The organism is Shewanella sp. MBTL60-007 (assembly GCF_019654915.1).
Classification (GTDB): Bacteria; Pseudomonadota; Gammaproteobacteria; order Enterobacterales; family Shewanellaceae; genus Shewanella.
Genome location: NZ_BPET01000073.1, coordinates 1 through 24560 on the forward strand (window position 1 = coordinate 1; position 24560 = coordinate 24560).

General features: G+C 41.7%; 20 protein-coding genes and 1 pseudogene. 6 read left to right on the forward strand and 15 right to left on the reverse strand.

The features are described 5' to 3' along the window. Positions 1 to 292: 292 nt before the first annotated feature. Positions 293 to 1744 carry a sialidase family protein gene (locus K5Q92_RS21260; protein WP_220770869.1) on the reverse strand — a complete coding sequence of 484 codons (1452 nt, stop codon included), beginning with the start codon at positions 1742 to 1744 and terminating at the stop codon, positions 293 to 295. Positions 1745 to 2609: 865 nt separating this feature from the next. Between K5Q92_RS21260 and K5Q92_RS21265 the strand changes: the two genes are divergently transcribed. Both K5Q92_RS21265 and K5Q92_RS21270 read left to right on the forward strand, forming a co-directional pair. Next, on the forward strand, positions 2610 to 3170 hold the full coding sequence (locus K5Q92_RS21265; protein ID WP_220770870.1) for a DapH/DapD/GlmU-related protein: 561 nt from the start codon (positions 2610 to 2612) through the stop codon (positions 3168 to 3170). 549 nt (positions 3171 to 3719) lie between these two features. Beyond that, a complete protein-coding gene (locus tag K5Q92_RS21270; RefSeq protein ID WP_220770871.1) occupies positions 3720 to 4580 on the forward strand; it encodes an enhanced serine sensitivity protein SseB C-terminal domain-containing protein in 861 nt (286 codons plus the stop codon). A gap of 176 nt (positions 4581 to 4756) precedes the next feature. On the opposite strand, the gene K5Q92_RS21275 is transcribed toward K5Q92_RS21270, so the two are convergent. Beyond that, a complete protein-coding gene (locus K5Q92_RS21275) occupies positions 4757 to 5812 on the reverse strand; it encodes a toxin-antitoxin system YwqK family antitoxin (protein ID WP_220770872.1) in 1056 nt (351 codons plus the stop codon). Continuing rightward, entirely contained in the window at positions 5813 to 8119 is a 2307-nt protein-coding gene (locus K5Q92_RS21280) for a toxin-antitoxin system YwqK family antitoxin (RefSeq protein ID WP_220770873.1), read from the reverse strand. Between the two features lie 346 nt (positions 8120 to 8465). On the opposite strand from K5Q92_RS21280, the pseudogene K5Q92_RS24305 reads away from it, so the two are divergent. Further along, positions 8466 to 8705 (forward strand): annotated as a pseudogene (locus K5Q92_RS24305) (transposase); the annotation flags it as partial. Positions 8706 to 9131: 426 nt separating this feature from the next. Here the strand turns inward: K5Q92_RS24305 and K5Q92_RS21285 are convergent. The 4 genes from K5Q92_RS21285 to K5Q92_RS21300 all read right to left on the reverse strand — a co-directional run bounded on the left by K5Q92_RS21285 (position 9132) and on the right by K5Q92_RS21300 (position 11957). Then, positions 9132 to 9653 (reverse strand): hypothetical protein, encoded by a 522-nt coding sequence (locus K5Q92_RS21285; protein ID WP_220770874.1) that lies wholly within the window; start codon positions 9651 to 9653, stop codon positions 9132 to 9134. A gap of 126 nt (positions 9654 to 9779) precedes the next feature. Continuing rightward, on the reverse strand, positions 9780 to 10235 hold the full coding sequence (locus K5Q92_RS21290) for an RHS repeat-associated core domain-containing protein (RefSeq protein ID WP_259649664.1): 456 nt from the start codon (positions 10233 to 10235) through the stop codon (positions 9780 to 9782). Positions 10236 to 10509: 274 nt separating this feature from the next. Further along, positions 10510 to 10977 (reverse strand): hypothetical protein, encoded by a 468-nt coding sequence (locus K5Q92_RS21295; RefSeq protein WP_220770876.1) that lies wholly within the window; start codon positions 10975 to 10977, stop codon positions 10510 to 10512. Between the two features lie 14 nt (positions 10978 to 10991). Further along, complete coding sequence (locus tag K5Q92_RS21300; RefSeq protein ID WP_259649665.1) at positions 10992 to 11957, reverse strand: RHS repeat-associated core domain-containing protein; 966 nt, start codon at positions 11955 to 11957, stop codon at positions 10992 to 10994. A 100-nt stretch (positions 11958 to 12057) separates the two neighbouring features. Here K5Q92_RS21300 and K5Q92_RS21305 point away from each other — a divergent pair, with 100 nt between their 5' ends. Continuing rightward, positions 12058 to 12351, forward strand: coding sequence for a hypothetical protein (locus K5Q92_RS21305; RefSeq protein ID WP_220770877.1), 294 nt, complete (start codon positions 12058 to 12060; stop codon positions 12349 to 12351). 292 nt (positions 12352 to 12643) lie between these two features. On the opposite strand, the gene K5Q92_RS21310 is transcribed toward K5Q92_RS21305, so the two are convergent. From K5Q92_RS21310 to K5Q92_RS21340, 7 genes are all read right to left on the reverse strand, one after another. Next, positions 12644 to 12973: a YbaB/EbfC family nucleoid-associated protein gene (locus tag K5Q92_RS21310; RefSeq protein WP_220770878.1), complete on the reverse strand. Its 330-nt coding sequence runs from the start codon at positions 12971 to 12973 to the stop codon at positions 12644 to 12646. A 100-nt stretch (positions 12974 to 13073) separates the two neighbouring features. Next, positions 13074 to 15884 (reverse strand): DNA polymerase III subunit gamma/tau, encoded by a 2811-nt coding sequence (gene dnaX, locus K5Q92_RS21315; protein WP_220770879.1) that lies wholly within the window; start codon positions 15882 to 15884, stop codon positions 13074 to 13076. Positions 15885 to 16082: 198 nt separating this feature from the next. Further along, entirely contained in the window at positions 16083 to 16634 is a 552-nt protein-coding gene (gene apt, locus K5Q92_RS21320) for an adenine phosphoribosyltransferase (RefSeq protein WP_220770880.1), read from the reverse strand. Between the two features lie 256 nt (positions 16635 to 16890). Continuing rightward, the gene (locus K5Q92_RS21325; protein WP_220770881.1) at positions 16891 to 17259 is read right to left on the reverse strand and encodes a YbaN family protein; all 369 of its coding nucleotides are present in this window, start codon (positions 17257 to 17259) and stop codon (positions 16891 to 16893) included. 282 nt (positions 17260 to 17541) lie between these two features. Further along, positions 17542 to 18297 carry a DUF2063 domain-containing protein gene (locus K5Q92_RS21330; RefSeq protein WP_220770882.1) on the reverse strand — a complete coding sequence of 252 codons (756 nt, stop codon included), beginning with the start codon at positions 18295 to 18297 and terminating at the stop codon, positions 17542 to 17544. Next, positions 18297 to 19148 (reverse strand): DUF692 domain-containing protein, encoded by an 852-nt coding sequence (locus K5Q92_RS21335; RefSeq protein ID WP_220770883.1) that lies wholly within the window; start codon positions 19146 to 19148, stop codon positions 18297 to 18299. The genes K5Q92_RS21330 and K5Q92_RS21335 overlap by 1 nt, the downstream gene beginning before the upstream one ends. Positions 19149 to 19224: 76 nt before the next feature. Continuing rightward, on the reverse strand, positions 19225 to 19656 hold the full coding sequence (locus tag K5Q92_RS21340; protein WP_220770884.1) for a hypothetical protein: 432 nt from the start codon (positions 19654 to 19656) through the stop codon (positions 19225 to 19227). Positions 19657 to 20033: 377 nt separating this feature from the next. Between K5Q92_RS21340 and dusC the strand changes: the two genes are divergently transcribed. Both dusC and K5Q92_RS21350 read left to right on the forward strand, forming a co-directional pair. Continuing rightward, positions 20034 to 20984 carry a tRNA dihydrouridine(16) synthase DusC gene (gene dusC, locus K5Q92_RS21345; protein WP_220770888.1) on the forward strand — a complete coding sequence of 317 codons (951 nt, stop codon included), beginning with the start codon at positions 20034 to 20036 and terminating at the stop codon, positions 20982 to 20984. Between the two features lie 245 nt (positions 20985 to 21229). After that, positions 21230 to 21586, forward strand: coding sequence for a TraR/DksA C4-type zinc finger protein (locus K5Q92_RS21350; protein WP_220770885.1), 357 nt, complete (start codon positions 21230 to 21232; stop codon positions 21584 to 21586). Positions 21587 to 21677: 91 nt separating this feature from the next. On the opposite strand, the gene K5Q92_RS21355 is transcribed toward K5Q92_RS21350, so the two are convergent. After that, positions 21678 to 24542, reverse strand: a complete 2865-nt coding sequence (locus K5Q92_RS21355; protein ID WP_220770886.1) for a TonB-dependent receptor domain-containing protein — start codon at positions 24540 to 24542, stop codon at positions 21678 to 21680. Positions 24543 to 24560 lie beyond the last annotated feature (18 nt).

Sequence of the window (24560 nt, forward strand, 5' to 3'; positions counted from 1 at the left end):
GACTTTTTAACGCTGTATTGACTCGTAACTTTAATTCTTCAATAAACTCTTCATCAAAAAATTCTGAAATAACAGTACTGCCTTGAGTTAGTATTTCTTGCCAATGGCTGTTCGCATTCATATAAACTCCTTGCTAATTAAGAAATTTCCCCCAGCACCTGCCGAGTAATGCCTTATAAAGTTAAATATCTCTGTAATTTAACTTTATAAGGCATAAACAACCCATTACCAATTTCAATTAACTTGTTGAAACCAACAGGGCTAAACCAATGATAAACAACATAATACTAAGCTAATTAGGATCCCAATCAGCCGTTTTATCTGCGCCATTTATCTCTGTATTAAATAGATGGTGTGATCCATTCCATACAGGGAAGTAACTAAAACCATTATCAATCCAAGCGGGATCTTCAATTTGTCTAAAGTCGCGAATATCTAAGACGGTATAGAAGATATTTCTAATACGTTTAATTGGCTTCCAGGTGCGAACCTCTTCCCATAAAATGCCAATTTTGTTATTACCAAGGTATAGCGTTGCGACGTTAGAAAATCCTGACTTTGTAATAGGTTGCACGTTGTTTACTGCTGACAGCTCTTTACTTAGCATTTCTTGAGGATCAATACGATGAACCCAAGCTTCACGACGATTATCCAGCCCTTCATACCAACTATAGAAAACGCTGGTTGTATAGTAGATATTCTCCCCTTCTGTAGCGAGGCCTGACTGGGTTGGCGTATAAAAGCGTCCCGTGATACCTACATTTTCTCCTGCGTCATTTTTCGGACCGTACTCATTAAAACCTGGCAGCCATGTTTCACCACCATCAAGACTAAACCCTAGGCCTGATCCGTCATACTCAGCCTCCCCACCTAAACGAGAGAACATATGGAGCTTGCCTTTTAAATAAACTATCTGTTTCTCAGTAAAATAAATTCCTTCTACACCACTACTTAGTCGATTAGAAAGCACCCAGTTATTCGTATCACTATCGGTTATTGCGACTTTAAATAGCCCCTTTTCAATACTGTTATTATCATTACAGTTACTTGGCTTTTCGTATTTGGTTCCGGCCTTTCCTAACACATCAATAGTGTGAAGTGGCACTAAAATACGACCAGCATAAGGTTCTGCTACTGGTATCTGTATCCCGCGACCAGGCCCTATAATCAACGTTTCGCATTCTTCGGCCCAAACATTAGTTAAATTTTCAGGCTCTGACCAATTAGCACCATTATCAACACTCTTACTATGCATTATGTTTGCACGCAGTTTCTGACTTCCACTGGTAATAATGTGATTATAAAAGAGGTGCAATACGCCTGTGTTCTTATTATAAACAGGGACAGGGTTCATTAAATTGTGCTTATAACTACTGCCATCTTCAATTGCGCCGGGAGCATCATTACTCAAGAAAATTTTTCGACTATCACTGAGGTTTCCATCAGGAGTTAATGTGCGCATAACAATGCTTTGTCTTTTATAGTCATTGGTAGCTAATGTGTCGACTCGTCGCTCAGCAAAGAAAACAATATCGCCATTATTCAATTTTTCTAATGCTGGAATACGGTACTTGTCATCGGTACTAGAACCAAATATGAATTTATTATTTGCGCTGCGGTAACGTCCACTTTCGACTGGTTCTATGAAGCTATCAGCAAAAGAGCTAAAGCCTATAATTGATGCCGAAAGAAACACCCCAAATTTAATTAGATTAGTCGAGATTTTACGTACTTTTTTACCCATAAGAAGCATCCTTTCCAGAAGTATCTATAGCATTTAACACGACTCTGTTATCCAACACGTTTATTAGCGTTGATTAATTTACAACACAAGATATACCACACAGCAGTTATGCCATCAACCTATTATACCAGTGTGATTTTAAGAGTTTCTTTATTGAAATTAGCTAAAATCAAAAGTTGATAAAAATTATTTTAGGTAGGTAATTGAAAATTAAAGAAATAGCTAAACTACCAATTCATATTTATGCTACATGCGCTTTTTGACGGATTAATACAAGAGCAATAATGGCTGCTGCAGTGATAATAGCGAGTGTCTTCAATACTTATAAGCGCTCGTCTTGGGCGTGGTATGTAACCTCCCTGTTCAATGCTCAAATCAATCATGGTAAGAGGTCACATTTGATGCCATTTAGGTTAGCTACGCACATGAAGTCGACACATAAAACGGCTGGAGTTTGGCATAAAGCCATTAGAGCGGCAACTACATGAAAAGTACGCGAGACAATAACGCCGTACCATAATTAAGCTTTACTGACTAAAACTTGAAAATGTTATCAGCTATGCCGCCTTATAGAAGCATAAAGAACAAAATCATAGACATGGGAAACCAGCAACACAAAAACAACTTTACCCAATACAAACAACACTTTAACAACAGCAACCTAAAATAAATTTTGTCACATATACTGCTTGCAGATTGCAAAGTCTTCATGTAAAAAAGCACCTGTTTTATCCTTAAGCCCACAAACGTTTCAACCTCGTAAACTAATACTTGGCCGCGTTCATCAATAATTACGAATGGGCAGCCAAGCGTAAATCAAAACCCTACAAATAACTCTTCTAGTGCTCATTATCTGGACCAAAATATGTGCAAAAAACCGAGCCTCCGTCGAAAGCTAAAAGGGCTTTCCATAAAGTTATTTTGTAAAAGAAAGAAGATTACCGTTTCAGGTACCCCTTCATTTAGTGGCGCATGGCCATATATAAGTAATAAAGGGACTATCGAACTTGGTGAACAGTGCCATTTTCGCTCATTTCGTTTGCATCAAAACATTAGTGTTTTAGCTGGAGCAAGATTAGAAATTGGTGACGGCTCATTCTTAAATGACGGGGTTAACATCTGCGCTTCAAAATCTATAAAAATTGGCCGAAATGCCAAAATTGGTGATATGACTTATATTTTCGATACCGATTTTCACCAATTGTCTCCCGAACGTGAAATAAAAAAAGCTTCAGTTGCGATTGGCCATAACGTGTGGATTGGAGCAAACTCTATGATTCTTGCAGGAGCAAGCATTGGCGATAACTCTGTCATAGCTGCTGGCTCTATTGTTGCAGGTCAGATCCCTGCTAATTCTCTAGCTGCCGGAACGCCCGCAAAAGTCATAAAAACACTTAATATTCCCAATGGTTGGTTAAGAACCTAGAGGCAGGCACAACCCAAACAAAAAAAGCTCAAGCAATTTGCTTGAGCCTTTTTGTGTTTCTAAGCGCTCGAGTTAGCCCCTATTTCCCCCGCTCCAATTTAATGGAACAAATATTCCATTAAAACAGCAAGAAAAACCTTAATGATTAATCAATAGCCTGCCATTATTTATCCCGAACAACATGGCTGCTGCAGTGATAATAGCGAGTGTCTTCAATACTTATAAGCGTTCGTCTTGGCCTTGGCGTACAACCTCCTTGTTCAATGTTCAGTGCTCAATGCTCAATGCTCAAATCAAGCATAGTGAAGCCTACTTCCGTGAATACTGCGCAGTGATCAGGTAAGAGGTAAAGAAGTCGAGTGTGAGCGCTGCTCAAAGTGCCATACCAAACGAGGTAACTTTTGTGTCGTGTATAGAAAACGCAGATAAGGGAAGTTGTACTGGTTTGGTTGTTATTTGGTTTCTAGATAAATGTCTCGACTCTTATTGCTCGTGTAGATTATTTTATCCTTTGGTAATGCTACAGATGGTTTAAAAGGATTTTTAATTATGCTCAACGAGAAGGTTCCAGTCGTCATTCATAACACACTAGAGAAGGTGTTCGAATCTGCATTATTAGGTAATAGCAAAACAGATATTAAAAGCTTTTATACCGAGCTTATTCAGTCACCTTTATACCTGTTTAGTGATGCCTCTGCTCCCGCTGATAATGAAGATGCCGAGAAGTTAGCGGGTGAAGGGGCGCAATCAATCAGTATTATGCAGTGGTATATCAATTTAGAGGATGGGGATGCTCTTCCTTTTACTCCAGTGTTTACTTCTCAACAAGCACTTGATGCTGCAAAAATGCAGATGGAAAAAGAGGGCACAGAGTACCATGGTCAGCTTAAGTTGGAAGCCAGTACTGCCCTACAGATATTAGTGAATGCCGATAGCGACATTATGCTCAATCCTAATACATCTTTGTCAAAAGCAATTGATGAGAATGAGATTAGATATATGCTCTTTCCTAGTGTGGGTTTGATTGAGCATCGAGGCCAGCTACAAATAATTGGAGAAGTGTTGAACGCTGAACTACCACTTCTGGATGTACTTCGTCAGATGTTATCGTCATACTCGAAAGTGAATGCCGCTTATTTAATTGATTCATGTCGTTTAGATTTTCAGAAAAGTTGCTCCGGTCATCAGTTTTATCTAGGGTTATCCTTTGATGGTACTGATTATGCCGATGAGCTCAGTCGGATCCGATCTGAGATTTTTAATATTCACCGTAAAGTTGAGCTTAACGGTTGGGATATTGCCGTCCACCTTGTTGAAGCTGGTGATGAGATGAGTGAGTATCTTCTTGCTCAAACCTCACCGTTTTATAACAGATCCTTGATGAGCCGCATTAAATCTTGGTTTAGCTGATTTTTATAGCATTCAGAGTAGATAGTTACTAGCCACACAGCAATAACCTATAGCTATTTTCGGGTTGGTCGTGTGTATTTAACCTCCATTATGGGCTGTCTCTTGATCACTAGACTTGTGATCAAGAGTCAGGCTATGTGCTGGGTTTATTTTTAATAGAGGAAATACCAATAGCATCACTCTTGATAGGTTAGCTTGCCTGTTTCGTCGTAATATTTGCTGCCAATCTCTTTTCCTTTACCGTCTAGTTTCCTGAGTATCATGAGTTGGCCATTTTCATGAAAGACTTTAACTTTCTTATCTATGATGATGCCATTGGCATAGTGTTCGCGCTTTTGTAGTTGCCCGTTACAGTAAAATTGTTCGAACAATCCATGTTCAATATTTTTACGGTAATGCTCTATGGCTTGCAGCTGGCCATTTTCTTGGCAAAATCTGAGTACTTTCCCGTCAAGCGTGATGGAGGGGTAGATATAATGCTGCTCTGATTGACGATGACCATTGGGCCAGTACGTATCTAGTTGTGAACGGTTACTTTGCCTATCATAGTTGAATTGGGTACGAACTTTACCGCTAAAGAAATAAGTGGTTTCATTAAGCTTCTTTAGATCTTCAGCTCGAAATTCACTATTACTGGAGAGCTGGCCATTGGCATAATAGCGTTTCCAGCGTTGTCGCTTCTCACCACTTTGAGCAAAATAGGTATGTATCCATTCTCGACCTTTTTCGTAGCTAATGCTCTCGACTATATCTTCTCCATCAAATCGTTTAAAGCTATTGATAATACCCTCTTCGGTATAGAAATCTTCAGTTAGCTTTTTACCCTCTTGATATATAGTGCGGCTTCTTAATTTATCACTTTTATAGTGGTAAATCAGATGCTCACCATCTTTAATGCCTTGATAAAACCAACCTTGGGATTTGAGGTGTAGTTCGTTAGCTGAAAAACTAAAGCCGTGTTTTAGTCCGTCTTTATATTGAGCTGCGTTAAAATGATTGCCATACATGCTGGTGCTAATACCAATGCCAGTAAAGGGCCTCCCACGATAACCTGTTAGGCAATCTTGATTAAGAGTGATCCCATGCACCTCTGTTTCCGAGCACTCTATCTGTTCAAGCTCCTCTTCATTAATGGGATGAGTCGGCACCTGCTCACAGCCGCTCAAAAGCAGCAGTGTTACAATCAACGCAATTGGATTGGAGCTAAGTTTTACAGGCTTATTAAGTGACAATTAGTGATGCTCCGTTTTAATGAGCTTACCGAATTGATCATAGTAGACCCAGTCACCAGATTGTCGATTGCTAATATAGCTGCCTTCACTGCGCTTCTCACCGTTAGGCCAGTAACTTTGCCATAATCCCTCTTGTCTGCCTCTTAAATAGGTACCATTTTCAGATAACTTACCGTTAGGGTGGAAGTAGCTGGCTTCTCCCTCCTTTTGCCCTTTTAGCCACTGCTCTTGATAATTTTTCTTACCAGTTTGAAAGTAATGAATAAGCTCGCCATCGAGTTTACCTTTAGCATAATGTGCTTGCTGCTTTAGCTGACCATTGCTGTAGTATTCAAGTTGCTTTCCATGCAGCTTTCCATCAAGAAACTCAACACTTAAGGACTGCATGCCATCTTCAAACCAAAACTCCCAATGGCCAGTCTGCTTTCCTTCAAGCATCTCTCCTTGACTCTTTACTTGACCGTTGTCGACGTAATACTCAGCGTAAGGGCCTGTTTGCTCACCATTTTTATAGGTTTCACTGCGATAGCGTATTTTTTTAAAACTGAAGTATTCGCGAAGGCCATTTAGCTTATTCTGCTGGTATTGACTGGTACGATAGATATTGCCCTCAGGAATGGTACCAAAAGTGGGATCGCTCTCTTGATAGCGATAGTCTGTCCATAGCCCATCTCTTTGATTATCTAAATATTGTCCTGTGACGCGTCTGCGGCCGTTATAGTATTCAGCATAATCGCCATTAAGCTTGCCCTCTTTAAAGGTTTGCTCGCGGCTGACGAGTCCTTGTTGATAATGAAGCCAAAGACCCTCTTTTTCACCGTTAAGGTATTTACCTTCATCATTGGGATCGCCATTTCCGTACCAACGGGCATAGTTGCCGTGGTATGGGAAACTATAATTTGAGTCACTTTTTTCTGTGGCGTAGTGAATAAGCTCTCGTGGAGAGCCTGTATCGTAAAATGATTCATATTTACCAGCCCACTTGCCATCAATTCGGGTTCCACGCTCTTTTAGAGTGCCGTCTTCAAAGTAGCTCTCTGATATTCCAGTTTGTTTTCCCTGTTTATACTGATTTAGGCTACGTACTGTATCTTTATCGTAGTAGACGATTTGGTCCCCATGACGTTCACCGGCATGCCACTGTTCGCGTTTATGGATCCTCCCCTGCCGATAACGCTCAAACAGTCCCTGTTTAAGCCCCATCTCATAATAGCCTTTTGAGATTAATCGGCCCTCTGAGTCATAGGTTTCTTGTATTCCCTGAAGTGGGTATTGGTCGTTATCGGTCAAATTTGAAGTGTGATAGTTGGTGACTTTTTTTAGTTCACCATTATCAAAATAGACTTTTTGAGTGCCAGCTTGTTTGCCCTCTTTATAGTTCTGCTCGATGCTCAATACACCAGAAAGGTTGTAGTAGAACTGAGTACCATCTAATAGCCCATTTTTGTATTGCTCTTTCTCCAACAAGGTTCCATTGTCACTGTAACCCAGTAACTCTCCTTGGCGTAGATCGTTTTGATAATGTGATTGGATTGAGACCTGACCATTGGGATGGTATTCAAGAGCATTGCCATTACGGCTACCAGCCTCATAGTGGGTTTCACTTTCAGGCGTGCCGTCATCATAGAATCTCAGCCACTTTCCTTGACGTTTCGCGTTGGCATTGTATTGACCTTTAACTAAGGTTTGCCCTTGATTATCTTGTTCTAGATAGGGGCCAGAGACTTGGTTATTGGCATATTGCTGACTAAGCGCCAGTGTGCCATTTTCATGGTAACTCTCCCATATACCATGTCGAAGATTATCTAAATAGCTCTCTTTAGCCTGTAACTTACCACTACTGAAAAATCGTTTTACAAGGGACTTTTTGCCCTCTTTATAATCGGTGGTTTGATAGATAGAACCTTGACGGTTATATTGCTCCCAACGGCCGGTGGGAACGCCTTTGATATAGTGCTGAACTTCATTTATGCCACCACTCATATCAAACAGCTGCCATTTACCATTTTGATAGCCATTAAGGTACATACCATCGACCAGCTTTTGATTGTTGGGGAGAAAAACTTGCCATTGACCGTTGGGAAGCCCTTGTGAAAATTGCCCCAAGGTATAGCCTTGGTTATCCCTGATGATAGAGATATCGCCATTCAGTGCCATACCATTGGCTATATTGTAATAGAAGCCAACTCCGTCTTGCTGACGAACCTCTATCATGATGGAGGAGATATTTTGTGTTGCTGATGCTGGTAAACTGATTAGCGTTAGGCTAACCATGAGGCTTGCCACGATGGATTGGTAAAAATGCATTAAAACTTCCCTGACTTATATTTTGTTAAAATCTAGCTATATCAACTATTCCATTGCCAGCATTATACACAAGTTATCGGTTAAGGAATAAGCGCTGTAACACTCTATATTACATAAAAATTTGATTTACATAATGTGTCTTTAAAATGAATTTTTAACAAAGGATATAGGTAGACTTGAACAGTGAATGTGACTCTAAATAGTGCTTAATTCCATATATTTTAGAAGGTGTAAACTTGGAAAAAATTAAAAAACGCCTTTGCCAGAAGCGCTCTGTGCAGTGCTTGCCGTTAAACAATTTATGCCATTGATCTACCATTAACTTTGGCTGTCTACGTTTTGTTTTGTAGATGAAACGGGTCGCATAATTCGTGATGATAAACGTGGCGCCATCCCTGCTAAAGTAGAGAACATCTTGAGGCGGCTCAATATTCCAACTGATAACTGGATTAAAATCACTTCTGACTTTGGCAAGTTGTTCCATGGGCCTGTTGGGTCGTTGCAAGAATTAACTGACTATTGTGAGCATTTAGAAAAGCGACGACGGCACTTTGCCAATAGTTGCCAGTACCTCTTGGTAAGCTAAGCAACCCAAACAACCTATTTGCTCAATTCTTAGCCTCCCCCTCTGAGCCGTTTCTCTTTGTCTCAAATTCGTCAAATCTTAGCTTAATCTATTACGTTAGGGCATTTTGTGCTTACATATCACTCTTTAAGAGAAGCTGACAGCCTGATTCTCGACGCAGAACTGCGAATAGCAGGAACAGGTAAGTATGTTATTGATTAAAAATGGGTGGCTTTACTTTTCTTTGTTACTTTTCTCACTTTGGGTGTAGTGGTCATGTTTCATCGGAAACATGGTGCAAAACAGCGGAATATACACATTGTATATTCCGCTCCAACGCTGCCACTGTTCCGCTGAAAACTGACCAGTCAGTTCGTTGGAAGAGGTTAAAGGTGCAAAGTTTTCCACCAACTGAAGGGTAATTTGGTAGCTAAACGAACAACTCTTTCACCTTTTGAAAATATCACAAATTTCAGGAACTCCCCCCCTTAACTCATGGGTGCTATCAAATGAGAATATAGCTTTAACCCCAGAAAGCACAGCGATATATTCATAATCAGCCCCATCAAAAGGTTTGATAAATTTAAACACTGAACATTCATCTGAACGGTATACATCTTGAATATACTGCTCAGAACTTAAGTTATCTAATAACTTCCATTTGTTAAAGTTAATAGCATCAATCCTAATGAGACCGTTGCCGTATTCCCACCCACCAAATACCAGATATTTAGCCTGTAACTCCCCAGCAGTTACAAAGAATTGTTCATTCAACTCTAACGACTCAGTCTCACCACTTTCACTAGGGAATATAATAGTTTTCTTGTCGCCCGTATAATCACTACTATAAAACATATAATAATAGGCAATAATATCCTTACTGAAAAAAAACAAGGCATTTAATGAAACAATAACAAACAACAGGAGCATTCCTTTACTCCTATACAATTCAAATTTGCTGCCTGTCATTTTAGCCACCTAGCTACAAGTTTAAAGCCATTCAAAAATCGCATTACTATTTTTCTCCTCAGTAATTTCATCAGTCTGTTCAGTTACTTGATTCACTACTTCAGTTACACTACCTACTACAGCATCCTATGTAGAAGTCGGTATACCTCCAATAGCCGATTCAGTCATTTCTTTTCCTAGATCAACTATAGATTCAATCGCATTGTTAAAATTATCTGAATAATCACTTTCTGCTTGAGATATATTATTTACATGCCCTCCTGATTTAATAAACCCTTCATATGCAGAAGCTGGACTTTGAACTTTGTCAAATTGTTCAATCGAATCACCAGCATTATCTATACTTTCAGCAAAATCTAACTGCTGTGCGATGAAACTAACAACTCCAATAACTACTAATGCACCAACAACTAGCTGACCAAATTCACCATCCGGATCCACATACTTATAAGGATTGTTATTAGCATATGTGTACCTGTTGAAACCATGTATCAGACTTCCGCGATCAAGATGTCCCGTAGCATCAGCCGGATCATCCGCATAAAACCGACCAATCTGTGGATCATAGTATCGTGCCTGCATATACATTAGTTCGATTTACGAACCAATAAAGCCGCTTTCTACTATTTACGAAATGGCTTGAGTTAATATGTGATGGAGCGGATTTAGGTCACCGTGATACCCTTCAACATTTGCATTAATCCATTTGCGGCGTTTTTTTATATCATGTTCCTAAACAGCCATTACCCCACAAATAAAGTACCAAAGGTTCAAATAAGAATCACCACTAGTTCGCTGGGTATGATAAGCCCCTTGCGGGGCTTAATATACAAAAAACGCTAAAACTCATGTCATATTAGTTAATGCTTTTGCTCATCTCGGAGATTCGTCCTCCAAAAAAAACTCCTATTAACCCCAGTAATATTAACAATGCTGAAATAACCACTATGGATTCGACCAGGCTTTCTCTATGTTCAAGTACTGACGTCAGTGTTCTAACTGGTACCTTTTCTAAATGAATAGAGTAGATATTCCCACTCTCATTTTGGTCAAGATATACGAGTAGTTCTACATTATTATTGGCTTTTTCGCGAAGAAATTCGAAGACATTTTTGATATCCCCATTCCATTTCTCATAGGTCAAATCTAATGAATCAACGGATACTATAAGTTGATTATCCGTATATACTATCTTATCAATTGGGCCCTCAACCTTCTTAAGCAGGTTTTCATCGGGAGGATAAATTTCAATCACTAGGAAAAGGCAAATAAGCGCGCTAAGAATGACTAAAAGTGTTCCACAGACTTGATAGAAATATTTCATAATTAGAGTGTCCATTAGTCTTTAATATTCTCTTCCATTGATATAGCTATGGCTGAACCTGCTATATCTGTAGCAATAGAAGGGCCTGCTACGGCCGCCGGAATGCCAGCTGCAAGCCCTACGGCAGCTCCTTCAATACCTTTACCTATTGCTTTATTCATATCCACACTTGGCAACTCCCCATTAGAGATATCTCCGCTCGCGTCCGTAGCAGCCTGGCTTACACTTCCTGAAACGCCGCCGGATACACCTGAACCCACCATTTTCCCTGCAACTTTAGCGGAAGAAGATTTAACCGCTTGCTGTGCCGCAAGCTTTACACCTAAACCAGCCGCAGAGCCAACTCCACCACCAGATATAGCTCCAGTTAAAGCACCGACAGCACCAATAACCATTGCTTCACCGTCGCTTGCCCCCGCACTGATAGCTTGATTATATGCTGTATATCCACCAATTACGGCCCCAACGACAGGAATTAAAAAAGCAAAGTTACCGTCTGGATCAGTATATTTATAGGGATTATTATTGGCATATGTGTAACGGTTGAACCCATGAATGGGGTTATATCTTTTCATATGTCCTAATGCATCAACAGGATCATTAGAATAGAATCGGCCTATGAGTGGATCATAGTATCGTGCCTGCATATAGGTTAACCCTAGATCTTCATCTTGCAAATGACCTGTATAACCTATCCCCGCCTTCTCACCACCTAAGCGCTTACCAAACGGTTCATATATGCTGCGACTAGTTATGCTGCCTTTAGCATTGGACTCGGCAACCACAGAACCTAGCACGTCGGTGTGCTGGAACCTGACAGCTGTTGCGGGACTGTAACTGCCCACATTGTGGCCGACACTGCATATGTTCGCAAAATTACAGCTTTGTATAGTGACAGTGTAACTGCCCATAGACAAGACCAGCATATAACTGGTGTCTGTGGTGGTCAGAACCTGCTCTCCCCCGTTGGCATCTCGCAATGTTATCTGGTAATAACTAGTAAAAATGGGTGGCTAGTCCTTTTTCTAGTCCTTTTTCAGGCAAGGGGATATCATTCGGTTTATCACAAAAGATGGGAAGGTGATCGCGTTTCAATTTAGCAATAGCTCTCATACTGCAGTAGCCTTCTCTAGCAAAGAGTCTGTTTATAGTAACGGTACCAGTGTATTTGACTACCAACAGATGGATGAGTTTGACAGTGGCTGGGGCTATGATGCTGATAACTGGGTCAAATCAAATGGCTGTAAAGTGACCAACGGCAGTTTCTCTGCAAACTATATCCATAGCATCAATCGCGAGGCTGATGGCAGCATTTATGTCAATGTCGAAACTGTTCTGGTTGAAAAGGAAGAGTTAGAGATAGATTGCGATTGACCTTATATTGCTATCGATCTTGCAAAGAACCAGTTCCAAGTTATAGCTATGGCAGTTGATGCCAAGACTATCTACAACAAACGATGGAACAGAAAACAGCTTAAAGACCTGCTTTGCAACACAACTCCTTACACTATCGCATATAAAAGCGAAAAGAGTCAGTCTATAAGCACTAAACTGGAGCCCTGAGTAAACCAGAAACTAACACAAAAAAGCCCAAGATAAACTTGGGCTTCTTTTACCGCTAGTTGTATCAGTCAGCTAGGACTGAAACAAACCATCTGGAAATTAATTAGAACGGCATCTTCATGCCTGGTGGCAACTGCATACCGCCAGTCACTTCAGCCATTTTTTCTTTTTGGCTTTCTTCTACGCGGCGAGCAGCGTCGTTACACGCAGCAGCAATCAGATCTTCTAGCATCTCTTTGTCGTCTTCAAGAAGGCTTGAGTCGATATCAACTTTACGTACGCTGTGAGAACCCGTCATAGTGACTTTAACTAGGCCAGCACCGGCTTCGCCAGTCACTTCCATACGTGCGATCTCTTCTTGCACTTTAGCCATTTTGTCTTGCATCATCTGGGCTTGCTTCATCAAGTTGCCCATACCGCCTTTTCCAAACATACTCTAATTCTCTTCTATTATTTATCACAACAAATAAAGTGGGCTAATCTTACTAAAATACCAGTGATTAGCAATGAAAGCTGAAATTCTATTGTAAAAATTATGACTCAGTTAACCGCTTAAAGTTCGCGATATCGATCAACTCAATCTGTTTTCCTTTCTGTACCAATAACTCAGGTGCATAGCTCAATGAGTCATCGGTTAGCTGCGCGCCCATGTTTTGCGTCAACCAACGCACATTGTCGTCAGTCATCAACTCATGGTGCGCCTGCACTAAAATCTCTTTGTGGAAACGTCTTCTCACTTCAAGTGGCGTTTCTCTTGCGCTATCGAGCCCAACGGTGACATTGACCGTACAAGCTTCACCTAAAGCACTGCTCATGGCTTCTTCTAGCTGTTTAATAGCGATATCTGCAGCCAGATGTTTTTGATCAGGCTTTAACAATAACGATAACGGCTGCTCAAACTGATGACAGACTGAGTTAACTGCTAGCTGCCGTACACGACCGCCCACTTCTAACTCAGACATAAACCGATACCACTTTAAATCAACCTCATTACCACTAAGCTCACCACTAGGTAATACAGGTAAGTTTAGCTCAGCATCCTGAACAGGAGATGAATCAAGTGCTGTTTGCTCGGTTCTCTTTTCATCTGGCTCAGAATCCAATTCAACCGACTTTACTTCTTCAGGCGTGACTTTAGCCTTACTGACTGGCGCCACTGCTGTAGAGTCGTCAAATCGCGCACAAGGGTCTTGTTCATGAGGCTCTTCCCATGGCGGCCTATCAATCACCTCATCATTAGCCTTTGTGTCGTCTTCAGCTTGCGCTTCACTCGATTCAACACTTAGCTGCGGATCCGTTTCACTTGGCTTGACTTCAGTCTGCTTTCTTACTGGAGGCGTAAAAGGTTTACGTACCTCTATGGACTTTTTTGAAGACTCCGCCTTAGGATCATCCTCTCCTAATCCCTCAAGTAAGCTTGCTCTAGCTGCGAGTACCGCATCCAGTAAGTCATCACCTGCTCCAAAGTCGGCTTCAGCAACTACTGGGGATGACACAACAGCTGATTGCTGCAGCGGATCTCTCGGTTCAGACTCCGTTGTACTTTGACTAGTTGGTTGACTAACTTGATAACCTTGTTCGTAACCACTATCGAAGCCGTAATCTTCATTGCCAAAGTCATTACCTGAATCACTATAAGCTCCAGCATAATCTGCGTAAGAGGCCAAATCATCATAACTGTAATCTGATTGAACCGAGTTCTCATCAGCAACATTAGTGTGCTCAGGCTCTGCCTCTATAGCTTGCTCTGGTTTTGCTTCAGGCGCTTCAATATGCTGGGCCTTTGCATCTGACGCCTCTAGCGCTGTTTGTTCAGGCTCTGCTTCAACCTCTGTGGTAGTAACATCATCAGTTTTCAGTTCAGCACTTGCTGGCGACTCAGTGACCTGTGCGCTCGATGAGTCCTCTTGATTAAAACCCTGACTCTGAGCTTGGCTCATTATCATGGCCATCTCACTATTGAGGGCTTCGTCTGCATGTTCTGGCGCAGTGTCGTTTGGCTCTAGCGTCGCTTCACTTAGAGCAGGCTGCTCACTCGGTTGCTCATTTTCATGAGCTAAAGAGGTCACTCCTTGTAACTTTCCCGGCGAGGCAGGCTCAACTCCTTCAGCCTTAGTGCTCGTCTCAGTTGAAGAAACCACTTGTTCAGCATGAACATCATTCATACTTTGGCTGGGGCTAGAAGTGGGCAATGCCTGATTAGCTTCAGCCTTAGGCAAGCTAATTTCTGACTTTGACTCTACAGCCCAACGAGTCACTGGTTTTTCAGGTACAAATGTCACGGCTCGTAGCAGTGCCATCTCTAGCCCTGACTTTGGATCTGGGGCGTGGGGTAAGTCTTTACGCCCAGTGAGCAGCAATTGATAGTAAAGTTGTACCTGCTCTGCTGACAGTTGCTGAGCAAACGCCTTGATCTGCTCACTATACAGTGACATCTGCGCTGCTGCGGGAGCAAACTGGGTCAAGGTAATTTGATGTAATAGCTCAAGTAAGCTACGTAGCACCTCTTCTGGTTCTGCACCAAACGACAACACCTTAGCTGTGACTTGCATCAAATCCATCACATCGGCTTTGGCTAACGCTTCTAACAAGGCAATGACATGTTTTTCGTCAATGCTACCGAGCATTGTTTGTACTTGCTCAAGTTTGACTTGACCAGCACCAAATGCAATCGCTTGATCCGTAAGGCTTAACGCATCTCGCATACTACCGTTAGCCGCTTTGGCTAGCAGGGTTAATGCCGATGGTTCAAAACTCAGTTGCTCCGCCGTTAAAATATGACCTAACTGCGCCACAATCTCATCTAGCGTTAAACTCTTGAGGTTAAACTGTAAGCAACGAGATAACACCGTCACTGGCAGACGCTGTGGGTCGGTGGTCGCCAGTAAAAATTTTACATGTTCCGGCGGTTCTTCTAAGGTCTTAAGCAGAGCATTAAAACTGCTTCGAGATAGCATGTGGACTTCATCGATAAGGTATACCTTATAGCGACCACGGCTCGGCCTGTACTGCACGTTATCGAGCAGTTCTCGCGTATCGTCAACCTTAGTTCTCGATGCCGCATCGACCTCAATCAAGTCAACGAATCGACCTTCGGCAATCTCAACGCAGGCAGAACACTGTCCACAAGGCGTAGCGGTCACGCCTTGTTCACAGTTAAGGCCCTTTGCAAAAAGACGCGCGAGACTGGTCTTCCCTACTCCTCGAGTACCGGAAAACAGATAGGCATGATGTAATCTTTGCTGAGTGAGCGCGTTGGTTAATGCATGTAAAACATGAGATTGACCAACCATTTGCTCAAATGTGGCAGGGCGCCATTTTCTGGCCAACACCTGATATGACATGGAACTCCCCAACGTGTCATGAATATGGTTTCGGGAGCACGCTCCTCGACATCTTGGAACAATAACATGCAACGCTTTTACATGCTATCTCAAGCGTCTAAGGAGCGATTTGGCGGTGATAAAATCACCTTTTAAGATAAAGAATCGACAGTTTACTCGACTCTTTAGCACTGCTGCGTATAACAGCAGCCTAATAACTTATTCGCCATCGAACTCACAAAGGCTCACCAACTTAAGATCCATCTTCTCAAGACGCTGTTCACCACCAAGGTCTGGCAATGAAATTACGAAAGCGGCATCGTTTACACTTCCGCCTAACTGACGAATAAGTTTAACTGTCGCTTCGATAGTACCGCCAGTTGCAAGTAAGTCATCAATAACCAATACCTTATCTTCGGCATTGATCGCATCAACGTGGATCTCTAGTACGTCATGACCATATTCAAGCTCATAGCTTTCTGAAATCGTCTCTCTTGGCAGCTTACCTGGCTTACGAACGGGTACAAAACCAATGCCCAATTCTAGCGCTAACGGCGCACCAAACAAAAAGCCGCGCGCTTCAGTACCGACAACTTTAGTAAATCCTTGATCTTTATAGTGGTCTACTAAAAGGCCAATGGTGAGTTTATAGGCTTGTGGATCTTCTAATAAGCTAGTCACATCTCTAAACAAGATCCCCTCTTTAGGATAGTTAGGGATGGTTTTAATGCTGTTCTTTATTAGTGCCAAGCTGTCAGTATTCATTACCATAATTCTTTACTTAATCTACTTTAGTTTGCTGACATCCCCAGCTCCAAATTTGATTATGCCAGTATAGATGTCATCGAAGTGTAAAAATCGGCACCAAGCTTAAGCCGCTTTATGATGAGTTGCAACCTACTAACGCGAGAAGTGTAGTCTCAGTCTAGGGTATTTTATTTGCCGATTGTTCTTTTAGAGGGAGACGGTTACAGGTACGCAACAATTGCGCTTAAGTTTCAATATGATGAAACAATACAGTGAAGTATCACCCGTCGATTTCAGGAATGCTTCTCAAATAGATTATTAAACCGGTACCGAGACAAGCCAACATCACTTTTACCCAGATCAGAGGAACAATCACAATACTGGTGATAAAGCTCAGGCCGCTCACTATATAGGCTTTTTTCTTTAGGCTTTTTCGAATTGCGCCCTGCGCCTGCCAATTTTTCAGGGCATCGGCAAACCAAGGGTGACTCATCAACCACTGATACAATCTATCGCTAGAGCGGGCAAAGCAATAAGCTGCAAGTAAAATAAACGGTACAGTAGGCAATACGGGTAGCAGAATACCTAACAGCCCCAAGGCTAAGCTGCAAAGTCCAAAAACAAGAAAAAAGCCACGCTTTAACGCCATCAATCAATCCTAAAAAACAAAAAGCCACTCTATATTGAGTGGCCAGTATAACCGAGATTGGCTTAAAATCGGATTAAATTAAGCCCATAACCTTTAACCAAGACAAGCTAGCGGGTAATGTTGGGATAAGCATTACTAGAATAAAGCTAATAAAATAAACAATGTTAAATGGGTCTTTAAACGGCTGACTCATGGCTTCCTCTCTTATTATTGTTAACTGCAAAAATTGATCTAGATCAATTTTTGCAGCAATTATAGAGATCCAATTTAGGAATGGGAAGCCTATTGAGCGATAAACTCTTTAATAATCCCCTTATGGCTTAAGTCAGTAAGTAACTGTAAACAACCTTGTTTCAAAACATCTGCTTCAATTTGAGGAAAAGTTTGTATCAACCAATCTAGCAACTCCCCATAGCTTAAGCTCTCATACTGTGACAGATAAGCGAGTACCTGAGCAGTTAATGGGTTTAACTGTAAAAATCGAACCTCTTCACTTAAGTCGCGATAAATACAAAAGTACTGAGGTGCTTCACTCGGTTCTTTAGGGCAATAATCTGGGCTAATGTGCTGCACATCATACGCATATTGTGCAATTTGAGATGTCGCTGAAACGCATAACTTAATACACTCTAATGAAGGCTCTTCGCCTTCGATAAGCTTCTGCTGATGATTATCCTGAGCAACGGCCACCACCAACTCTAACCACTCGTAGTGAGCCAGCTCGAGCATAAATGGCGGATCAATTTCAGTCTCTTGGTATTCTGTTTGCAAAAACAGCAAAAACTCTTGAGCGATTTCAATAAAAATAGGAGTACGGCAGTCGTGAGTTGCAAAGAACTTTTGGACAATATCTAGCCAATCCTGCTCCTTATAGAGACTCTTTAACACTGGGAACGCATTTGAGATGAAACCATCAAGATTATTGAAAAATAACTCTCGATAGATCTTCATACGACGCGCCTCGATGCCATCTGGTAAGGGGCGAGAAGGATCTTTAATGTAATCCATAAAGTTCTGCTGAACATCAATAAAGTTCATTAGGCGCTCCTTTTCAAACTCGCAACGTGTCGATTTTGATAGTCATGAATTTGATTAATTTCCAGTAATAAATCGCTGGTTTTAGGAATGTTAAAGTCGCGCTCTAATAACGTAGGAAACACACCATGGTACTGGTGACACTCTTCGAGTAGTTTCCAAACAGGGTCAACGATATCCGCCCCATGGGTATCAACAATTAAATCTTCTGCCTCTTCATAATGTCCGGCAATGTGTAGATAGGCGATCCTCTCCGTCGGCATCGCCTTTAAAAAATCAAGCGCATCATATTGATGGTTAATTGAATTAACATAGATGTTATTAACATCCAAAAGCATCTTGCAGTCGGCCTCTTCCATTACCGCTGTGACAAATTCAGTTTCCGACATCTCGGCACCTGGGGCGGCATAAAAGGAAACATTTTCCAAGACTAACGGCCTTTCAATAATGTCTTCCACTTGTTTTACTCTCTTCGCCACATGCATAACCGCTTCTGATGTAAAAGGAATTGGCATTAGATCATACATATGACCCTTCCCAGAGCAGTAGCTCAAATGCTCTGAATAGATTTTTATCTGGTGCAGGTCTAAAAAGTCTTTAACGTTTTTGACGAACTGAACATCAAGCGGCGCGGGGCTACCGATTGATAGAGATAAACCATGACAGTAAAACTCGTGCTTTTCGGTCAATTCTCTAAACTGACGACCAAACTTGCCCCCTAACGTCATCCAGTTTTCGGGGGCTACCTCGAAAAAGTCGATTTCTGAAGGCACGCCTTGGCAAAACTCATCTAACATCTCTCGCCTAAGGCCTAATCCAACCTGTCCCTTATTCACTTTGCTGCCATTTGTCATACTGCTGCCTGCTTACATCGGATCAACTATACAAATAGGGCCAGCTCGAGCTGGCCCGTTCAACTATCAAGACGATTTACTTCGCACCGCCACACTTACCTTCACCACATTTACCTTCTTTTTTCGCTTTTTTCTCACCACCACATTTACCTTCGCCACACTTGCCCTCTTTGGCTTTCATCTTGTCAGCGCCACATTTACCTTCGCCGCACTTACCTTCTTTGGCTTTCATCTTGTCGGCGCCACATTTACCTTCGCCACACTTACCTTCTTTAGCTTTCATCTTGTCAGCGCCGCATTTACCTTCGCCGCACTTGCCTTCTTTGCTCTTTTTCTTATCGGCACCACACTTACCTTCGCCGCATTTACCTTCGCCTTCAAGCAGCTGGTAACCGGCTTGCATCTCACTATAGCCAAATGGGCCCGCTTGCACACTCGTTGCCAATGCACTTCCCATTACAACAGCACCAACAGCGACAGTGATTGCAGTTTTATTTACTAATTTCATGATCTCTTCCCTCTTACGTAATCAACATTGGATCGGTTACCAACAAGGTAATTTGCTGGCTTGCTTAACTAGACCCGCCAACTAACATTTTAATTTCAAAAGTTTTACATCCATCACATTTATGACTCATGAAAGCTGATAGGTCAAATAATATCCAGGAGTCAGCTTAGTCTTATCTAAATGTTTAAATGTCATTTTTTCTACAATCTGCTCAACACTTAGCTGCTTGCAAAGCTTGATGGGGTTGTGAAGCATTAAGATAAAAGCAAAACCATCATTCGATTGCTTACAAACAAATAACTCAGTCTATTTGGCCGAGAGTTTAAGATGAGGTAGAATGCGGCGCCCTTAAAGATACCGATATGTTGGACAGTTCAGTGCGAATAATTTTGGCGCCTATGGAAGGCGTTGTAGATGATTTAATGCGAGAGATCCTCTCAGCTATCAACCCTTATGATCTTATGGTCACCGAGTTTGTTCGTGTCGTGGACCAACTGCTACCTGAAAAGGTCTTTTATCGCATCTGTCCTGAATTACAAACTGGTGGCCAAACCTTGTCTGGTACGCCTGTACGAGTGCAGTTACTTGGCCAAGACCCCAATTGGATGGCAGAAAATGCCATTAGAGCTGTGGAGTTAGGTTCAAAAGGCGTTGATGTTAATTTTGGCTGTCCGGCAAAGATGGTTAACCGTAGCAACGGTGGTGCGGTAATGCTGCAATACCCAGAGCAACTATATAAAGTAGTCAAAGCCATGCGTGATGCCGTGCCGAGTGATCAGCCTGTAACGGCCAAGATCCGTTTAGGTTTTAACGATAAATCACTCTACATGGAAAATGCACTCGCCATTTATGAAGCGGGTGCCAGTGAACTTGCTGTACATGCTCGCAGTAAAGTTGATGGTTACAAACCTCCAGCTTATTGGGAATATATCACTGACATCAATGCAAAGTTGCCTATCCCTGTCATTGCTAATGGTGAGATCTGGAATCGTGACGACGCCCAGCGCTGCATGGAAGTTACAGGTTGTGATAGCGTAATGGTTGGACGTGGAGCGATTTCACTGCCAAACCTTGCTGCACATATCAAGGGCGATGCAGCCTTTACTTGGCAGCAATCTCTGGGGCTGATGCTTGACTACACAAATCGTGAATTAGAAGGCAGAAAAAGCACCTACTATCCCGCGCGAATTAAGCAATGGTTTAGCTACCTAAACCGCCAATATACAGAAGCCGATGAGCTGTTTAGAGAGTTAAGAGTGTATAAAACAGCCGATGAAATCATCAGGGTGTTACAAGGTGCACAAGAAGCTTTAGGCAACGAAATTTAGCGCTTTAAATCGCCAACATACACAACCCAATGAGCTTTTTAAGAGTTTCAATCACTAAAAGTGTTTTAAATAAATAATGAGCTCATTACTAAATGACAAAATTTAAACGGTCGTTTAGTGAATTAATTAGCATTTAATTGCAGTAGATCCGCAAAATATAGCGCTGAATTGATCTTAGTCATAACGCATCACGCCTGCATGTTTAGACTAAAAAGCCGTAAAGTTAATAATTGTAGGCGACCTAAGTGAGTACAAACCATATCAAACAAACCTTGTCCGAGATCGAGTCGGAACTAAGAGCTAAGATTGGTGCACTCCCCGAAATGCAAGCCAAGCTAATGGAACAGCATGATTATTCTCTTTGTGAACTCATTCAAGTGATGACTGACGTTCACTTATGCGAACATCCATTATTCATCAAGTTGATGAGCCTAGATGCGGCTCGCTGTCAGCTTGAAATTGGTTTGTACGGTGTGTGCAGTGATTGTGAGAGTGAAATTGAACCAGAGCGATTAGCAAGTAATCCACTTGAGCAACGTTGCCTAAGCTGTAGTAATCACTTTAGTCAGCAGCATAGGCAAGAGTTAAGACTCAATCACTAAGCTAGTGTAAGCACGAACTGAAAGCCTTTTTAGTGAACAGTCATAAAAAAACCTCCGTTAAGGAGGTTTTTTGTTTAAACTCACAATATCATTAAAACTTCAGGTTCACACTCACGTGCATGAAGCGACCTAATGTGTCATAGAAGCCTGCAATAGTGTTTGCATTAGTTGAAATTGAGTTACCTACCATTGGCGGCTCTTTATCGAACAAGTTGTTCATACCTGCAGTAACTGACATGTAATCAGTTAATACATATGTACCATTTAAGTCAAAGTAGTTATATGCATCAATTCCACCTTGTTCTGACAAGCGAGCATCAGCGGTTCCATCATAATCAATAGCACCGAAGTAACGCCATTTAGCAGCTAGCACCCAGTCAGATGCAGTGTACTTTGCTGTTAAGGTATGTCTCCAATCAGGCGTAGCAAAACAATCTGAACTAATCGTACCCGCGCAATCATATGCTAAATCGTCATCGCCCTTGATTGGTTGGATCTCTTTCTTCATTGCATAAGAGCCAATGATATCGAAAGAAAGATCACCACTACCTAGCTCAATATTATATTGCGCAGCAGCGTCAATACCTTCCCAAGAGCGACCACCAATGTTGTCGCTTAGGTTAACAACGTAACCACTTTTGCCAAGCCATAAGCTACCTGATGCACTACGTTGAACATTTTGACAGAATGCACTATCACCAGTTTCTGCACAGATATTTAGTATACGCTCAGCACCAACTGTACTAATTACGCTTTCCATTTCAATATTGTAATAATCAAGAGAGAAACTGAAGTTGTCTAATGGATTAGCGACTAAACCTAATGTAATTGTTTCTGCTTCTTCAGGCTCTAGATCTGGATTACCGCCAGCAAATTCATTATATTGTCCTGCAGGAGATGAACCGATATTGCCATACTGATCTATTGTCACACCTGTATTAGCACACTGTGCTTCGCTGAATGTGATATTGCCATCTTCATCAGTCGCACAACCATCAGCACCTGACCATAAACCGATGTTTTGGGCGTTAAATAACTCTGAAACATTTGGAGCACGTACTGCACGGTTAAAGCTTGCACGAAACATATAAGCATCAGCCAATGTGTAATCCGCACCGACTTTATAAGTCCAGTTTCCACCTGAACTAGAATAATCAGAATAACGAGCACCTAAATCAAACCCTAAGTTATCAAGTACAGGGATTTGGAGTTCTGTATAAAGCTCGTTTACATCTATCTCACCATATAGACTAGTAATTGGACCACCTTGGCCTAACAGTTGACCTTCTTCATAAACGGTATCAGAAATTCTTTCGTAATCTTGTTCACGACGCTCAAAACCAAATACCATTGCAATTGGATCTGATGCAGATGGAATTGTTACACCTATATCACCTGTTACATAACCGCTATAGATTGTTTGTGTTACAAGGCCCGTCTGAACACCTACACCCGCTAGCTGAGCGGCTTGCTCTGCTGTCACTCCATCAGGCTCAAACACGTTGTAATATAGACAGCCATCAGCTTCTACGCACTCTGTATCAATCGCGCCAACTCTTGGTGCAATTTTTGGCGCAAGCAAATCGTTTTGGTATACAGATGAAGATGAAGTTGCCGAATAGTTGAAGCTTACGTCGTAAGTCCAGTTATCATTAATATCACCTTCCATGCCAGTAAGAATACGGTACGAATTGTGCTCAAGGTTGTTAGAGCGTGGCCCTCCTTCAACATTACGCTTACCAATATAAGCAACAAATTGATCAACATCTGTTTGATTAAACTGAGACTGTAACTGTTGCTTCTGTAGATCTGTGAGTAGCGGATTGTTGTAATCCATTAAGTATTCTTCATTAAAAAATGTACCTGATTCAGCGATCTGACCAGCTGTACGATTCTGCATGAAAGAAAGCTCTACATATGGACGAGCATGATCACTAATTTCATAATTCAAGAACGAACCAAGTGAAATACGCTCATTCGGGCGCATAAAGTGATTTACAGGCGCGTAGTTATAACGATAGCCGTCATCTGGCTTGAAACCATTTCCGTCTGGATCAGTGTAGCCCCAAAAGTTTTGTGCGTAATCGACTTTACCATTAACAACCGGATAGATGTCAAAGTGAGCTAAAGGCGTATTAGCTGAACCACCACAAGCAGATTGTGAACCATTCAATGCACAAGAAGAGTAATCGCGCTCACCTTGAAGTAATTCATCGTTGCGACGCCAAACAGCATAAGCTACTGCGTGACCTTTACCATCAGCAAAATCACTACCGATAGCTAAATCAATATTATATGCCTTACCATCAACGCCAGTGCTTCCTGATGGATACTCAAAACCTTTTTCATCCATTAAACCTTGGATATAGCTGTTATCGTTTTTATGCTGATAACCCGATGCTCCAACGTTGATTGAAATACCATCAAAATCACTGTCCATGATGAAGTTAACAACACCTGCTACTGCATCAGCACCATATACGGCAGCAGCTCCCCCCGTCATAACTTCAACACGCCTAATTAACGCTGCTGGAATTTGGTTAATATCAGCAGTTTGTGAAGTAATACTACCTGCTTGCATTCTACGGCCGTTAATAAGAACCAACGTTCGATTACTACCTAAACCGCGTAAGTCAAGTGAAGCCGTACCCGAGGCGCCATTAGATTGAAATGCATTACTTGCTGTTTCTAATTGTGGAAGTTGGTTCAAAATGTCTTCTACATTAGTAAAACCACTCATTTTAATCTGCTCTGCATCCATAACATGGATTGGAGCAGAGGTCTCCATATCTGTTCGCTTAATCCGTGAACCGGTTACTTCAATGCGTTCTACTTCTTCTGCTCCATTTCCTGTTGTTTCATTTGCAAATACAACCCCTGACATTGCGAAACTTGTCGCTGCGGTTGCAATTAAACTCCTACGGATAGCTTTCGCCATTAAGGTTTGAGTTCTCATATATATTCCCTTATAGAT

Coding starts and splice junctions, on each gene's coding strand:
- K5Q92_RS21260 (WP_220770869.1), bottom strand. CDS start 1,744: ATGGGTAAAAAAGTACGTAAAATCTCGACTAATCTAATTAAATTTGGG.
- K5Q92_RS21335 (WP_220770883.1), bottom strand. CDS start 19,148: ATGACAAATGGCAGCAAAGTGAATAAGGGACAGGTTGGATTAGGCCTT.
- K5Q92_RS21310 (WP_220770878.1), bottom strand. CDS start 12,973: ATGTTTGGAAAAGGCGGTATGGGCAACTTGATGAAGCAAGCCCAGATG.
- dnaX (WP_220770879.1), bottom strand. CDS start 15,884: ATGTCATATCAGGTGTTGGCCAGAAAATGGCGCCCTGCCACATTTGAG.
- K5Q92_RS21325 (WP_220770881.1), bottom strand. CDS start 17,259: ATGGCGTTAAAGCGTGGCTTTTTTCTTGTTTTTGGACTTTGCAGCTTA.
- K5Q92_RS21270 (WP_220770871.1), top strand. CDS start 3,720: ATGCTCAACGAGAAGGTTCCAGTCGTCATTCATAACACACTAGAGAAG.
- K5Q92_RS21265 (WP_220770870.1), top strand. CDS start 2,610: ATGTGCAAAAAACCGAGCCTCCGTCGAAAGCTAAAAGGGCTTTCCATA.
- K5Q92_RS21285 (WP_220770874.1), bottom strand. CDS start 9,653: ATGACAGGCAGCAAATTTGAATTGTATAGGAGTAAAGGAATGCTCCTG.
- K5Q92_RS21330 (WP_220770882.1), bottom strand. CDS start 18,297: ATGAACTTTATTGATGTTCAGCAGAACTTTATGGATTACATTAAAGAT.
- K5Q92_RS21280 (WP_220770873.1), bottom strand. CDS start 8,119: ATGCATTTTTACCAATCCATCGTGGCAAGCCTCATGGTTAGCCTAACG.
- K5Q92_RS21295 (WP_220770876.1), bottom strand. CDS start 10,977: ATGAAATATTTCTATCAAGTCTGTGGAACACTTTTAGTCATTCTTAGC.
- apt (WP_220770880.1), bottom strand. CDS start 16,634: ATGGTAATGAATACTGACAGCTTGGCACTAATAAAGAACAGCATTAAA.
- K5Q92_RS21355 (WP_220770886.1), bottom strand. CDS start 24,542: ATGAGAACTCAAACCTTAATGGCGAAAGCTATCCGTAGGAGTTTAATT.
- K5Q92_RS21340 (WP_220770884.1), bottom strand. CDS start 19,656: ATGAAATTAGTAAATAAAACTGCAATCACTGTCGCTGTTGGTGCTGTT.
- K5Q92_RS21290 (WP_259649664.1), bottom strand. CDS start 10,235: ATGCAGGCACGATACTATGATCCACAGATTGGTCGGTTTTATGCGGAT.